This is a genomic window from Methanolobus sp. WCC4 (assembly GCF_038022665.1).
Lineage (GTDB): Archaea > Halobacteriota > Methanosarcinia > Methanosarcinales > Methanosarcinaceae > Methanolobus.
The window spans coordinates 2139878-2154047 of the sequence record NZ_CP150629.1; the positions used below are offsets into that span (position 1 = coordinate 2139878).

A 14170-nucleotide genomic window follows, 5' to 3' on the forward strand; every position below is an offset into this window, starting at 1 on the left:
TAGCTACGTTATAGTTTTTTTTTGATTGTTTGTTATTTGGTACCTAAACCTATAGTCTTTAACCGCAAATCCCGAATTTCCTTGTCTGACATATTTAAGGAGCAGCACATCCTTTCTGTAGGCATAGACAGAATATCGGCTTTGTTCACTTTTTCACCTAAAACACTTTGTAGGCGTTTGGCAATAGTTTCACTAATACCGGGAATTTTTGACACAGGAGGGTTGCACTCTGATGGTTGTTTACGAAGAAGACGAGCGATTTGCTTGTGGAAATAATCGGTCTGATAATAGTGAACTTGACCCGCTGGTTGCCTACCCCTACCTGAAACACTTCGAAGTATTTCTTGCCCAATTACATTAGACATTTCCCGAGATTCGATAAGTGCAGACTCATTTGCAGGTCCTGCTACAAATCTTAAACCTCGATTTGAAACGTCTTTTTCATAAGATATCCACTCCCCAGGAAGCAAAGGAACCACAGTACGCTTACAGCAACAAAGCCGTCTTCCTGTAAGGAACAATGTCTCCACTCCATCACCTGGAGTTGGAGCTATTTCTTGAAGATAAATACGGACATCAATCTTCAACTCACCATCCAACAGAAGATCGTTCGTCGTATAGTCGCGGTCTTCATATCTCCAGGTAACTGCTCCAAAAATTGTTAAGTAATCGGATCCATGTGTGACATTCCAATTTTCTAGCCGTTTTGCACTTAGCTGTATAACATTAAAATCAGTAATCTCCCAACCAGCAGGAGGGTAATATGTTTGTGAATCTTGCACTAGTTGTGTGACTGAATCATCTTCTATAGTTCCTCCTCGATTTTCAGCTTTAGCGAGGAGGTAGAACTCGAAATCATCAGTCTTTTTCTTATGGGAATAAGTAGCCTTAGTACCTACATGAGCAGTTTCTAGTTCTACTTCAAGACAAAGTCCCATCATATTATGAGGACGGCTTACTACCAAAAATACTTCCTGAATACCCTCCAACTGTCTTGGACCATTAACAAATGTAAAATTTGAAGTAACAATATGAGGGCGAGGTTGGAGAAAGAAGATAGCCCGGTTAGTCCCCAAATGATAAGCTTGAAAAAGGCTATACATCTGGGACAGATTTGTAGTGCGAGAAAAACCCTCTCGAATTTCCTCCAATCCATCTGTTGTGCGAATATCCATTCGCTGAGTCTGCGAAAGTTCCTTAGTTCCCCACTGTCCTTGCTGACCATAGTTCAATCCAGCACCTTCCTTCTCACCCCCAACTTTCAAACCAACGTTAAAGCCCATGTCAATGTCAAGAACCTCAGTAGAATTTGTTGTGGTGGTTCCCTTTTTCACATTTACAGATTGAACAGACCTAGATACCCTTTCACCACTCTCGGATACCATTTCATATAATTCTCTTTTCTTTGGTTCAAAATCAACAAAGTAGGGATATTCATCAGCCTTAAACACAGACTCTTCCGGTTTTGTAGGTCCTACAGAAACACTGAGAAGAGCACCATAACATGGAAAATATTCGTCGAGTTTGTCTCGAAATTCTTCGATACCCGGAAGAACGTCCCATGCATCATCTGACACATCTAGTTCTTTCCCATTGGGTTGGAATCCAGTGATAGTAGCCACTATCTTCAAATAGGTAATGATTCTTCCTTCATACACCTGTTCCTCCTTTGGTGGTTCATAAGAAAAAGCAGCAACCGAACTACGCCAGCGAGGTGGTTTTTCCTTATCGCAAATCCCCTCATCTACCATATCCTCGCTTACACACAACCTTTTCCATTTGATGTCTTCCGGAAATTGTAAGATTCCAATACCCATCTTTATACCCCTCAATAAACAATAAATAAATAGAAATTAAAATTTACAATACTTTAAGTAAAAGTAATTAAATATACAACTAATATATGCATTTGGAAACTGTGTTTCTAAAGTCAAATACTAAAAATATACCTTAACTAACAATAATAAATTGTTTATTATTGAATAAAATTATCATCAGGAATGTGGTACTGAGTTTGTCTTATTAGTAGGCTTGGCTGATAACAAAAACTTTCCTGCTGTTGAAGGGGAACAAAGATGATTCCTTCTATCATAACTCCTTTTTATGTGGTTAAGAGATATGATCCAGATTGTATAAAGAAAATCCATAAGACTTTTTGTGCGAACTGGAAGAACAAGAGACTTTGGATTAGATAGATTTGACCTGAAATACAATCGGACGTATAATGAAAACGTGACTGAATTTAATCATTACCCAGTTTATGTAGAATTGCTATCAATAACGATATGGATTAAAGAGGATTCTTTGAACCCTTAGATTTTCTAACTCCTGATACATATGCGTTCTACAAACCCCGCCTCTGATAGGCGATGCTTGAAAAAATACTTCTATAGCAACAAATACGTAATATCTAAAGCAGAACACATCCAGGATTGGCACTCTTCGCAGGAACCAGTTAGTAATGTAATCAGTGAATCTGGTTTAGTAATAGAAGCAAATCTTTGTGACAGGTGTGGTGTTCTGCATGGGAAATTACCTAAGTCAAAAGCATGAGGCAGTTATTCCTACCGGAATTATATTGATAAGGTAGAACACGTCCTGCAGTGGGATCAATCCTTAAATATTGGGAATTATACATAGCTAGCAGTCTAGCAAATACTCAGCAATGATCAGGTAATCACTCTGGCATAACAAGACGTTGCTGGGTCATTACTTAGGCACGATACTATATCCAAGGTCTAAGCTATTACTCCCATATTCATATTATGATAGACCAGAGGCTTTTGAGACGATAGATACTAGCTGAACTAAGAAGAATTGCTGAACATCATAACAAGTCAAGAGTTGAAGAGCAGCACGTAATGGCTGCATACAATAAAATGTATGAATCCGTCCCTTAATCTGCCCGAACCTCTCCCTTGAAGAGTCGGGTAAAACATTCATTGCACATGGTGACGTCACCAAGACCGTGGATAAAGAACAGAGCTAATCAAAGACTAACCTACTTCAAGAACCCTATTTGTACGTGAGCATAAATCGCTATCATGCAAGCAATGGCGCTGCATGACGAAAGATAATAAAACGCTACCTAGAGAATAATGGCTATTGCTATTGTTTCCCTCTGCGCAACATTGTAAACCTCTGTTTTTTCGGCACATTGTATATAAACTTTTTTAGCCAGTTTTCCAAATTTACTCCGAAAAATTGTTTTTTTGTATAATTCATTTATAAGTACATAGTAAGTTTGTAGAAAAATTTATATAGTTTAAATCAAATCTGGAGACATATGGGGGGTAAGGGGGGTTGAAACTTATAAGTATACTTGTAAGTACTCTGATGGGTTGCAGTCTGAGTGAGAACACTCGCCCTGCAACAGTGAACTAAATTGTGGACCGCGAAGCAAGGGTGGTTGCAGATCTGCCTCATACTATAGTCCTGAATAAGTGCCCTCTCCTGGACGTGTTCTGCCTTATAAGATGACAACGCATTGTTCAAGCAATGCCAGTATCTTTAATGGTGCCCTATGGATTTTTCTTCACGTAGCCATAGCAACATCCCGACACATCATCTCTGCCAGTTCAGCATGCTTCTCTTCAAAGCGGAGTGACTTGCGTGAACGAATATACTGCTTGATTCACATAAAATATCAAGTCCTCTATTTATGTGAATGAATTCGAGTAACAAAGCGCATATATCGACAATTGACGAACAGTTGTGAAATAATTCCTGCAAAGAAAAAATGTGCCAAGCAAGGACCTTGGCAAAGTGACACGAAATATCGAAGCATATTCCAAACATCGTAACAGTCATGAATAGCTCACAAACCTCGGCGAACTGTTACAATATTGACTGATGCCGAACTTGTAATTAGACAAAGGCACATACTCAATGGAAAATCCCTATCTTGTGCCATGGCATATTAATAACTGTGGATTCCAATCTTAAAATATCATGCTACTTGCTATGGATTCAAGGGGTATAGTTCCACTGGAAAAGTGTCTACTGCTACGTAAAAAACAAACCCCTCACGCGAATATATGCAGTAATACTGTAGTATATTACAGCAGAGTACTAGTAAGAACATCCATCAGTGTAGTAAAGTATTCTATACCTATCCTATTACTCGTAAGTATAGGTCCTTTGATACAGCAATACTACAGCCAATGACTCGTAAGTATAGGTAAGTTGCTACAGCAATACTACAGCCACTTACTAGTCATTATCCAGTTATCCATACTACGGTCACTTACTCGTAAGGATAAGTCCTTTGCTACAGTCAATTGCCACAGTGCAGCCGGCTGCACCAATGTGCGTGTTCTAACTTAGATGCGCCTAGGTCAACGACTGGAGCATGGTTGCAGACATACATTACACATACCCCTACAGCGCTCTGAGAGCCCCGTGGTGGACATTTTATGGCGATTTAATGGTACTATACTACTCAAAAATAGCCGATAGCGTTTTTATAGAAAGATGCATCTAGGAGCGCCGTACAGCCCCACTGTTGAGTTGTGTTTTTGAAAAAGGCATCACTCAAGCGTTTGTGCAAATGTGCTGTGGTTGCCTAGGGAACTCCATATGTTTGCACGCCATAATTTGAATGATCTCGTATATAAATAAAGCGATGGTTCTTGTATGGCGAGATACTCGAGTTGCGAGTAATGCACAAAGTTGCCCACTGAGTACTTTTTACGTCAATTGACGTAATAAACACATGGAGTAGAAAACTCCTAGCAACAGACCCATGCTTGCCATATGCATTACTTACTCAAAAAGTTCATGAGTTAATTATAAAGTATGGGCATCCTATTCCTGTCTGGGTCAGAACACGCCACGCAGTGCAACCAATCTAAGGTTATTGATTTGGTATGAGGCTTATTACTCAGTAGAGTACCAAGGCATATTCTTTAAAGGCTGCATTCTGCAGCATGCTATGTCACTGTGAGTGTTCTAACATAGGTAAATACCTAGGTGCTCTTCCAACACCCCGCCCTACCCACCATATGCCGCTGGATTTTAACTACAGTATAAAAAGTTTTCGATAAACCGCTGTATTTGACAACATATGCTGCCCATATCTAGGCAAATTAATACTGACTATATAAGTAGAATGCACATATTATCATACATTTGTCAATTATTTTATCTGTTTTTTGAGTTGCGCAGTTGAAATCGACATCATTAGGGCGTGCCCTCTTGATGCTGCTTTTGTATTAATCTTTGAAAGTATATCCATCATACTATTAGTATCAAAGGACTGTTCAGTAATGGGCTAGAAATACTAGTAGGTAAACTCTGCTCCAAGTGGAGATAATGATGGACATGGTTGAAATGCACGTGTTCTTTACAGTGCTGCGCAAGCACGAATTAGAATTAGTCAATACTGGTGCGAAGCATCAATACTCAATTGTATAGTTGTCGTATGCAAGGAGCCTTACGCCCTTGTCCATCAGCTGACGTTCTACCATAGCAACGATCTCGTCCTGTGGTACATCAGGCCACTCCTTCTTACGTAGCTCAACCGCTTTCTTTATGGTGATTATATCAGAAACGCTCATGTCATCGGCGTTTGTGACTATCAGTTCCTCTTTATTATTACTGGTGTCTTTTACTGTTAGTATCATTGCCATATCAATTACCCCCACGTTGCGTATTGGTTTGGTCATTTGAATTTTTAACACCCTGTTGTCAAGATCATAGATAGAGTGTGTAACAATCCCATATTTTTTATGATAGTAAAGATCCGTGTTGAATAAAAAGGTATCGTTAATGATGTTTCTTCGAGTTGGAAGTTCGCGACTTTGTAGGGATTTTTTAATGATTGCTTGAACTGTTCTTTGTCCAACTTTCAATGTTGCAACAGTTATACTATTTTGCTTAGCAATATCAATTACATTGCTAGTTAGCTTGAAACTGCCTACTTCTCCTTTATCAATAAGTTCCAAAGCTGCTTTGAAATGTGTATCATACTTAGACCCTATCTCCGTTGCAAATTCTTCTGCAATATCCCTATCTCTACTCACATGACATCTCCTTTATCTGTTTCTTATTAGCACTTGACATGGTCCAGAACCGTTTGTCTCGGTCACAGCCCGGCGTTGTATGGCGTCTGCAGTTCGGTGCCAAGTAGCTTCACATCTTTGTTGTGAAGTGTTCTTCTGGATATGTCACAATATTTGATAACTGTTCATGATACTTTTTAAATGTATTGTAAAGAACAATAGAATTTTTCAGCCTGAGTGATCTGAGAAGTACCTATTGTTTGTTCCACAGGAAAGTACCAATTGCATTCCATGGTGCGGTGTTCTGCTTAATCCATATATCCAATCAAGTCTTACTCACACATTCAACCGATTGAATCAGTGAACGAAACAACATATTTCATTCCGGTTACGATTGCAGTAATTGTTCAGCAGTGGACCTAGCAGCGTTTCAATATGCAATTCGCATATGAATTATCGAGTATGCCCCCCTCAAAAAGGTCTGATGATTTTCTATTATGGACTATATCCTGATGATTATAATGAGTAACATTACAAGTTAATTATTAATGAGCAACATATCCGCCAATATTACATAATATAGCAGGTACGCCCTTTTAATAAAAAAATAAGACACACGAAAGCTTTATTTGCCAAATAAAGTATTATATGCTCTTATATGAAGCTTGCCCATGATATTGAATGTACGGATGTCTACAAAATAGAACCCACAATAATAGTCAAATGGTGCTGCATCACATGGACAGCATTAATAAGTCAAATCCTTATAAGAATGCTTGAATCAAAGGCTTCTGAAGTGATAGAGGCGAGATGAATTAAGAATTACTGAACCCTTTGGAAGACTAAACGTTGACCCAGCAACGTCTGAGCTTATTTACAATATGATTGAGATGTTCGTGAATCAGCAGTTTACTTGCAACTGTGCGTGTTCTGTTTAATACGTAACCACAGTATGGCGCAATAGTGTAATTGGACAACTCATATATAGTGTTGTACAATAATTAATTGTATGAAATACATAGGAAAATCAAAGATCACTAAGCATACTGCAAACGCGAAACATACATATCCAAGAGTCAAATTACCGGAGTCACACATCGAATTAATAGGAGATACAACACATATATTTGAAGGATACTACAAAGGAAAAAAGATACTAGTTTTAGCGTTAGATGAAGACTTTGATGGTGATGTTGTTCAATCCATTGTCCAATCACAGGAAAACTCAAATCTAGAAGCTAGGGTTGAAGATTTAGAAAAACTAGTAAAAACACTAATAAGCGAACCAAAGAATTGTGGTGGGCCCGATGAGATTCGAACTCATGACCCCCGCCGTGTAAAGGCGATGTCATAACCGGCTAGACCACGGGCCCACGTTGTTTGCGAATGAAGTTGTTCGGTGGCGCTTTCGCCCTCGAGCAACCCCTAGATGTAACTAGTTGTATATAACCTTTATTGATGGAACAGGGAAATATCGGATGATGCTTAAATACTCAGTGCCTTCTTAGGCTCTGTAGAATATCTCATTTAAATTCATCATGTGATCGAGCGTGCGTGACATGGTTGTAGACCATTATTTTTGCGGGAAACATTGCGGTGTTTGATCATCGGAATTCAGAGAAGGAGATTAAGGTAACAGATTATCTTATTCATCTTTTCGGATTGTGCCGGCTTCGCCGGACCCTTCGGGATAATCCCGATTATTCATGACTTCCGATGAGTTGACCTTATTATCCCCTGTACCATTATGTTTCCGATAGCTCTGCGAAAAATAATAGATAAACAAAGAACAGTACGACCACACGCCGCAGGCGGCACATTCCTTCGCTGCCACTCTGAAGACTATTGAAATAATGTAGTTGTTAAAAATTTCTGGTTCTCAAAGGTGTATTGGCAGAATTTCTACAGACCCTCTCCATGATATAGTTGAACAAAATTAACAGTTATATCCTGAGAATTTACCGGTCATCTCAGTGATATCGACCCTTATGACCGCTACCTTGCCCAGAACCTCATCCGGGTAAGAGTTCTTCATTTCACCGGCATACTTCTCCATCAGAAGATCGAGGGCTTTTACCTTATCCTCTGCATCTGTTATGATGGAAGCATTTCCATGACCGATGATACTGTAGTATTTCATGCTCCAGCCACAACTTGTTGGTGCTGGCGTTACCTCAGCCCTGTATTCCATTTCAAAGCAGATATGGGGGTTCTCATTGATGAGATCCATCTTCTTTCCGGCCTTTGCTGCATGCAGGTAGAGAGCATTATCGTGGTATGCAAAGTTCATCGGTACCACATAAGGGACATTATCCCTGCACATGCTAATTCTGCATATGATAGCCTCGTTGAGGATGGTTTCCATCATCATGTCATCCCGGATCTGCTTCTCAGGCCTTCTCATAGCACATCAATCCTCAGTCTGTAGCTGGCGGGAAATTTGCATTGATAATATCCTCCACCTCATCCAGCCATTCCTGGCGCTGCTCAGGGGAACTGCCGGCAATGGTCCTGAACATCCTGCGATGGAAATTGATGACACCACAAAAGTCGAAGATACAGTCCTTCCATATCCTCTCAAGCGGGTCGCCAAAAACAGTGTTCTCCCGTTCCTCCGGCGTATTGGAAGTATTGAACACTATCGCCGCCTTCGCTTTCAGAAGGCCGATCGGAAGCCCGGAGCCGTCGTCATCCTCAGAGAACCTGTATGCCACATCCTCCCTGAGCACACGGTCAACCCATCCTTTCAGAATGGCTGGCGGCTGACCCCACCAGTTGGGATGGACGATGATGATTCCATCCGCTTCCCTGATCTCTGACCAGTGAGTTAGGACCAGAGGATCATCAGAACGGTCAGCCACAAGTTCCTCACCCTGAAGAATCGGGTCAAACCCTTCTCTGTGCAGGTCATGGAAACGGACATCATGTCCGCCAGTCTCTAAAGTCTCGACCACCTTTGAAGCAATAGCATGGTTGAAACTCTTCTCATAAGGATGTCCGAGTATAACAGAGATATTCACAATATCCACCTTTCCAGCACATTACCGCAGAGGATTGGATAGTTAAACCGTTCAGATAAGATAATCAACGACCACGCGGTCTTCAGCTATCTTTCCAACGAATTCCGCAACCTTCAGGTGCTCAGGATGATCCTGGTATACTTTGAGGGCTTCCTCATCCTTGAACTCAGAATAAAGAGCAACATCATAGGCAGCAGCAGATGAATTGACATTGAGTCCCACTTCGATCATCTCTATCTCAGGTATGACATCCCGGAGGGTCTCAAGCATTTCCTTCATGAACAGTGCATTCTTGACATTGGTGTTCCCTTCAGCCTGCTCCTTCAATTTCCACATCACTATATGCTTTAACATGAAATTTACCTCATCCTGAAATTGTTAACATGTATCTTATGTTTAACTATTAACTGAAGGCATGACGTAAGAAAAATCATTGATGTCTATCGCTGATGCCTGACAGAACGCCTTATATATATAAATAATAACAAAGTGAAATAGGGCTTTGTAATGGCTCACGATTCAGGTGATGAGGACGAGGACTACGAGATAGAGGTCGTCGAGGAATACATAGGAGATTACGGAAGTGTACGCTCCATAGTGCGTGAGGCGTTGCCATTCGAGCTCATGGCCACCATCGGAGGTGTCATCTCAGGACTTATCCTCTCAGGTATGAGCAACGAACTGGAACTGATACCAGGACTTATCGTCATCACTCCGGCAGTACTGGGAATGCGGGGGAACATCTCCTGTACACTTGGCTCCCGTCTTGGAAGTGCCATACATATGGGTCTTATAACAAAGATAGACCGCAATCCCGAGCTTGTGAACAACGTTTCAGGTTCACTTCTTCTCAGTCTAATCATGTCCATAATACTTGGAATTGCAGGACATATCATAACCGTCGCACTGGGTCTTCAGAGCGCAGGTGTCTTCAGTCTTACAATGATAGCAGTCCTTGCAGGTGTTTCCTCAGGGCTTATCCTGGCAGTTGTAGCGGTCTTCCTTGCACTGGGTATGTTTCGTTTCGGATTCGATCCTGACAACGTAGTTACACCTGCAATTGCCACCATCGGTGACATAGTATCAATGATAATGCTCTTCCTGGCAGCAAGGGTGGTGCTTATGATATGAGCTACTACACAGTGCGCGGAATAGTCAACAGGGGCTTCCCCATACTCTTTGTTACGTCCATCATAGGCATATTCTCAGGACAGATACTCAACATCGAGATAGAGAAACTTGTCTCCATGCCGATAATACTCGTACTGATACCCGCACTTATCAAGATAGGCGGTGATACCGGAAGTATGCTGGGGGCCAGGCTTTCCTCATCCTTCCATATGGGTCTTGGTAGCCACCTTAGCAGGAACCCTGTTGTCCGCAACAGCGTCTATGCAGCCATGATAGTAGGACTTACAGCCTGCGTGTTCGTTGCCATAACCGTATGGATAGCAGGGCTGGTATTTGACATGGGGATCCCATTCACAAAACTTCTGGCACTTTGCCTGATAGCCGGTTCCTTCGAACTGCTGGTGGTGTTCTCAGCAACCATTGGTATCGCATTTGCATCTCACAGGTTCGGAGTGGATCCCGATGACACAGTGATCCCGCTTATAGCTACATTCGGTGATCTTATCGGTGTCACAGGGATATTCGCAACCATGCATCTCCTGAACCTTATCTAATATATATTTTAAAAACAAAATAAAGAACAAGAATACATTGAACGGTAGAAATCTATGAGTCCCAAGGAAATAAGATATGTCCCACGAAATCTCAAGGATCTGTTGATCGAGATGAAGGATACTTCCGAACTCATGGTAGACCTTGCATATTCTGCAATGGTGTACGATGACGAGGATATAGCCGAAGAGGTTGTCCGGCTTGAAGAGAAGATGGATACACTTGACTATCACATGAAAATAGCTGCAATGCTCAGCACAAGGCGTGTCGAGGAAGCTGAGGAGATGTCCGGTGTGCTTCAGGTAGCACGCGCATCAGAGAACATTGCCAATGCGGCCGGTGATATCGCAAAGATCGTACTGATGGACATGGGTATCCCAATGGAATTAAAACTCGCAATGCGTGAGGCTGATGAGACCATTACAAGGGCAACGATAGGAGAGGAATCTGAAATTGCCGGCAGGAACCTCGAGGATATCGAATTTGACACTGAGGCCGGGATGTGGATCATTGCCATCCGCAGGAACGATGAGTGGATCTACGATCCTGATCATGAGACACGATTAAGACCGGACGATGTGCTCTTTGCACGCGGTCATGACGAAGGTGTACCTCTTTTCATGGAACTTGTTACCGGAAGGAAGTATATCCCAAGGGAGATCCAGCATGAAAGGTTCCTTATCGACCTTGAAAGAGCTGTTGACATAATAGTCGAGATGAAGAACATGGGAGAACTTTCAGTAGGACTTGCATATTCCGCTCTTCTCTTCGACAACGAGGACATCGCATACGAGGTCAGGGCCCTTGAAGTCGAAATGGATTCCATGAAACATGAGCTACAGCACTGGGTCCTTGAGACTGCAAAGCATGTACCGGATGTCAATATCCTTCGTGGCCTTCTCCAGCTTGCGAACTCAGCAGAGGCAATATCAGATGCTGCATATACCATTGCTGATACGGTCCTCAGGGATATCGATCTTCATCCTATCATCACGATAGCCGTAAGGGAATCCGATGAGGTGATCACCAAACTGATCGTACAGGACTGCTCACCTATTATCGAGAAGACATTCGGCCAGTTGAAGCTTGAAACTGAAACTGGTGTCCATGTAATGGCTATCAAAAGAGATGAGAGATGGGTCTACAGGCCAAATAAGAGAACTGTTGTCAAAGCAGGTGACATCCTGGTAGCAAGAGGTTCACACACAGGAGAAGAAGCACTGTTCGAGATGTGTGCCTGTCCGCTTGACGATAAAAATGGATCCTGATCCTTTGATCAGGATATTCAATTAAGTACTAAGCTTTAAGCCAATATTTCTACGGAACCGTCCTTCTTACCGATGTAGACCTCGTCTGCATTGGTAAAGATGCCGTGTTCCACAATTCCGGCAACCTGTGAAAGGAGAGCTGATGTTACTACAGGATTCTCTATCACACCGAAACTTGCATCGATAACGAAGTTACCGTTATCTGTTATCACAGGACCGTCCTTCCTTGATGCAAGACGCAGCTCAGGTTTTCCGCCTATCCTGCATACCTGCTGTGAGACATACTCCTTTGCATAAGGAAGTACTTCCAGTGGCACGTAGTGGTTAAGCTGCTCACTGTATTTTGATTCATCAGCGACCACAACAAAGCGCTCTGCGGAACGGGATACAACCTTCTCACGTGTGTGTGCTGCACCGCCGCCCTTGATCACATTCAGACCTTTATCGATCTGGTCGGCACCATCGATGGCAATATCAAGGTTTGGGTGCTCTGCAAGTGATGTAAGGGTGATACCTGCCTGGATGGCGAGCATCTCTGACTGGTATGATGTCACTACTGCAATTATGTCAAGACCTTCGTCAACACGCCTTCCAAGCTCGGCTATGGTATAGGCGGTGGTGGAGCCGGTACCAAGACCGACGACCATGCCATCCTGCACAAGGTCTGCTGCAGCGATACCTGCAGCTTTCTTCTCAGGACTCTCTCCTGTTGGGTTCCTTTCTTTCATGAACTTATCCGCCTTATCAGGGTTATGGTGAAAGTCTGCGCCTGTCCCTTGGGAAGAGTACTACATCACGGATGTTGTCTACACCAAGCATTGTCATGACAAGTCTCTCGCAACCGATACCCCATCCTGCATGTGGTGGCATACCGTATCTGAAAGCCTTGAGATAGAACTCGAATCCTTCTGGGTCAAGACCCTGTGACTCGATCCTCTCGATGAGAAGCTCAGGGATGTGTATACGCTGTGCACCTGATGAGAGTTCCATTGTCCTGTGCATCATATCGAATCCCTTTGAAAGGATCGGGTTGTCCTCGTAAGGCATTGCATAGAACGGCTTGATCTCGGTTGGCCAGTCGATGATGAAATAGTGTGATTCGCCGGTCTCTTTGAACACATACTCACCGATAGTATGCTCGGCAGCGGTTCCAAGGTCGTCTCCCCAGTTGAGCATCTCGTCTGTGTTCGCGTTGACGATCTCGATCGCCTCGTCATAGGTGACTCTCTTGAATGGAACCTGTGGGACCTTAAGTTCGACACCAAGGACTGCAAGTGAGTCTGATGCGTTCTCAATGACCTGCTCGTAGATGTAGGCCACCATGTTCTCAAGCACTTCCATTACATCGAAGTGGTCACAGAAACTTGCCTCGATATCAATGGATGTTGCTTCGTTGAGGTGCCTGCGGGTGTCGTGTTCCTCTGCCCTGAAGATAGGACCGATCTCGAATACCCTGTCAAGTCCGCCTGACATGAGGATCTGCTTGAAGAGCTGAGGACTCTGGTTGAGGAATGCCTCCCTGTCGAAGTATGTGATCGGGAAGAGTGATGTTCCACCTTCTGTTGCTGTTGCAACGACCTTTGGACTGGAGGTCTCGATGAAGCCGTTATCTGTAAGGTATCCTCTGACTGCCTTGAGGACTTCGTGTCTTACCTTGAAGACAGCTGTTGTTCCCTCACGCCTGAGGTCGATGAACCTTGAATCAAGACGTGTGTCAAGTTCTGCCTCTACCTTTCCGGTGGTGTCCATTGGGAGTGGTGATTCTGCCTCGTTGAGGAGCTTTATCTCATCAGGGATGAGCTCATATCCGTTTGGAGCCTTACCTTCCGGCTTGACGCTTCCTGTGATGGAAACTACGGATTCCCTGACAAGTTTCCTTGCCTGGTCCAGAAGTTCCGGGTCAGTCTTCTTCTTCACGAGTGTGATCTGGGATCTTCCTGTACGGTCCCTGACCACAACAAAACAAATTCCACCAAGGTCACGTACCTCGTGTACCCAGCCAGCTACAGTGACCTTCTGGTCACCCACTTCCTCCGGGTCAATCTGTGACGCATAATGTGTTCTGAGATCTGCTAATGACATATATTCACCTGATCATTGTATTAATATAATAGACTGATTCGCTAATACCTAATTTATTCGTTATAAAGGTTTGTGGACAAAGGATTAGGTAATGTTGCCTACATATTCTAACGTT

Annotated in this window: 10 protein-coding genes and 1 tRNA gene; 3 read left to right on the forward strand and 8 right to left on the reverse strand. The window is 42.9% G+C overall.

Going from position 1 to position 14170, the window contains the following annotated elements:
• Positions 1 to 32: 32 nt before the first annotated feature.
• The 6 genes from V7O63_RS10160 to V7O63_RS10185 all read right to left on the reverse strand — a co-directional run bounded on the left by V7O63_RS10160 (position 33) and on the right by V7O63_RS10185 (position 9376).
• Positions 33 to 1817 (reverse strand): hypothetical protein, encoded by a 1785-nt coding sequence (locus V7O63_RS10160; protein WP_340818401.1) that lies wholly within the window; start codon positions 1815 to 1817, stop codon positions 33 to 35.
• 3579 nt (positions 1818 to 5396) lie between these two features.
• Positions 5397 to 6023 carry a hypothetical protein gene (locus V7O63_RS10165; protein ID WP_340818402.1) on the reverse strand — a complete coding sequence of 209 codons (627 nt, stop codon included), beginning with the start codon at positions 6021 to 6023 and terminating at the stop codon, positions 5397 to 5399.
• 1275 nt (positions 6024 to 7298) lie between these two features.
• Positions 7299 to 7375 (reverse strand) — tRNA-Val (locus V7O63_RS10170).
• Between the two features lie 563 nt (positions 7376 to 7938).
• Positions 7939 to 8406: a pyridoxamine 5'-phosphate oxidase family protein gene (locus tag V7O63_RS10175; RefSeq protein WP_340818403.1), complete on the reverse strand. Its 468-nt coding sequence runs from the start codon at positions 8404 to 8406 to the stop codon at positions 7939 to 7941.
• Between the two features lie 13 nt (positions 8407 to 8419).
• Entirely contained in the window at positions 8420 to 9022 is a 603-nt protein-coding gene (locus tag V7O63_RS10180; RefSeq protein ID WP_340818404.1) for an NAD(P)H-dependent oxidoreductase, read from the reverse strand.
• Positions 9023 to 9073: 51 nt separating this feature from the next.
• Positions 9074 to 9376 carry a Dabb family protein gene (locus V7O63_RS10185; RefSeq protein ID WP_340818405.1) on the reverse strand — a complete coding sequence of 101 codons (303 nt, stop codon included), beginning with the start codon at positions 9374 to 9376 and terminating at the stop codon, positions 9074 to 9076.
• 153 nt (positions 9377 to 9529) lie between these two features.
• Between V7O63_RS10185 and V7O63_RS10190 the strand changes: the two genes are divergently transcribed.
• From V7O63_RS10190 to V7O63_RS10200, 3 genes are read left to right on the forward strand one after another with little or no spacing between them, the layout of a single operon-like run.
• On the forward strand, positions 9530 to 10153 hold the full coding sequence (locus V7O63_RS10190; RefSeq protein WP_340818406.1) for a magnesium transporter: 624 nt from the start codon (positions 9530 to 9532) through the stop codon (positions 10151 to 10153).
• Complete coding sequence (locus V7O63_RS10195; RefSeq protein ID WP_340818407.1) at positions 10150 to 10707, forward strand: magnesium transporter; 558 nt, start codon at positions 10150 to 10152, stop codon at positions 10705 to 10707. The genes V7O63_RS10190 and V7O63_RS10195 overlap by 4 nt, the downstream gene beginning before the upstream one ends.
• Positions 10708 to 10761: 54 nt before the next feature.
• Positions 10762 to 11973, forward strand: a complete 1212-nt coding sequence (locus tag V7O63_RS10200; RefSeq protein WP_340818408.1) for a TrkA C-terminal domain-containing protein — start codon at positions 10762 to 10764, stop codon at positions 11971 to 11973.
• A 35-nt stretch (positions 11974 to 12008) separates the two neighbouring features.
• On the opposite strand, the gene rpiA is transcribed toward V7O63_RS10200, so the two are convergent.
• Together rpiA and aspS are read right to left on the reverse strand one after the other, a co-directional pair.
• A complete protein-coding gene (rpiA, locus tag V7O63_RS10205) occupies positions 12009 to 12701 on the reverse strand; it encodes a ribose-5-phosphate isomerase RpiA (RefSeq protein WP_340818409.1) in 693 nt (230 codons plus the stop codon).
• Between the two features lie 22 nt (positions 12702 to 12723).
• Entirely contained in the window at positions 12724 to 14055 is a 1332-nt protein-coding gene (gene aspS, locus V7O63_RS10210; protein WP_340818410.1) for an aspartate--tRNA(Asn) ligase, read from the reverse strand.
• Positions 14056 to 14170 lie beyond the last annotated feature (115 nt).

Excerpts from the sequence above, each read along its gene's own strand:
- V7O63_RS10160 (WP_340818401.1), bottom strand. The coding sequence starts at position 1,817 with ATGGGTATTGGAATCTTACAATTTCCGGAAGACATCAAATGGAAAAGG.
- V7O63_RS10175 (WP_340818403.1), bottom strand. The coding sequence starts at position 8,406 with ATGAGAAGGCCTGAGAAGCAGATCCGGGATGACATGATGATGGAAACC.
- V7O63_RS10185 (WP_340818405.1), bottom strand. The coding sequence starts at position 9,376 with ATGTTAAAGCATATAGTGATGTGGAAATTGAAGGAGCAGGCTGAAGGG.
- V7O63_RS10190 (WP_340818406.1), top strand. The coding sequence starts at position 9,530 with ATGGCTCACGATTCAGGTGATGAGGACGAGGACTACGAGATAGAGGTC.
- V7O63_RS10195 (WP_340818407.1), top strand. The coding sequence starts at position 10,150 with ATGAGCTACTACACAGTGCGCGGAATAGTCAACAGGGGCTTCCCCATA.
- V7O63_RS10200 (WP_340818408.1), top strand. The coding sequence starts at position 10,762 with ATGAGTCCCAAGGAAATAAGATATGTCCCACGAAATCTCAAGGATCTG.
- rpiA (WP_340818409.1), bottom strand. The coding sequence starts at position 12,701 with ATGAAAGAAAGGAACCCAACAGGAGAGAGTCCTGAGAAGAAAGCTGCA.
- aspS (WP_340818410.1), bottom strand. The coding sequence starts at position 14,055 with ATGTCATTAGCAGATCTCAGAACACATTATGCGTCACAGATTGACCCG.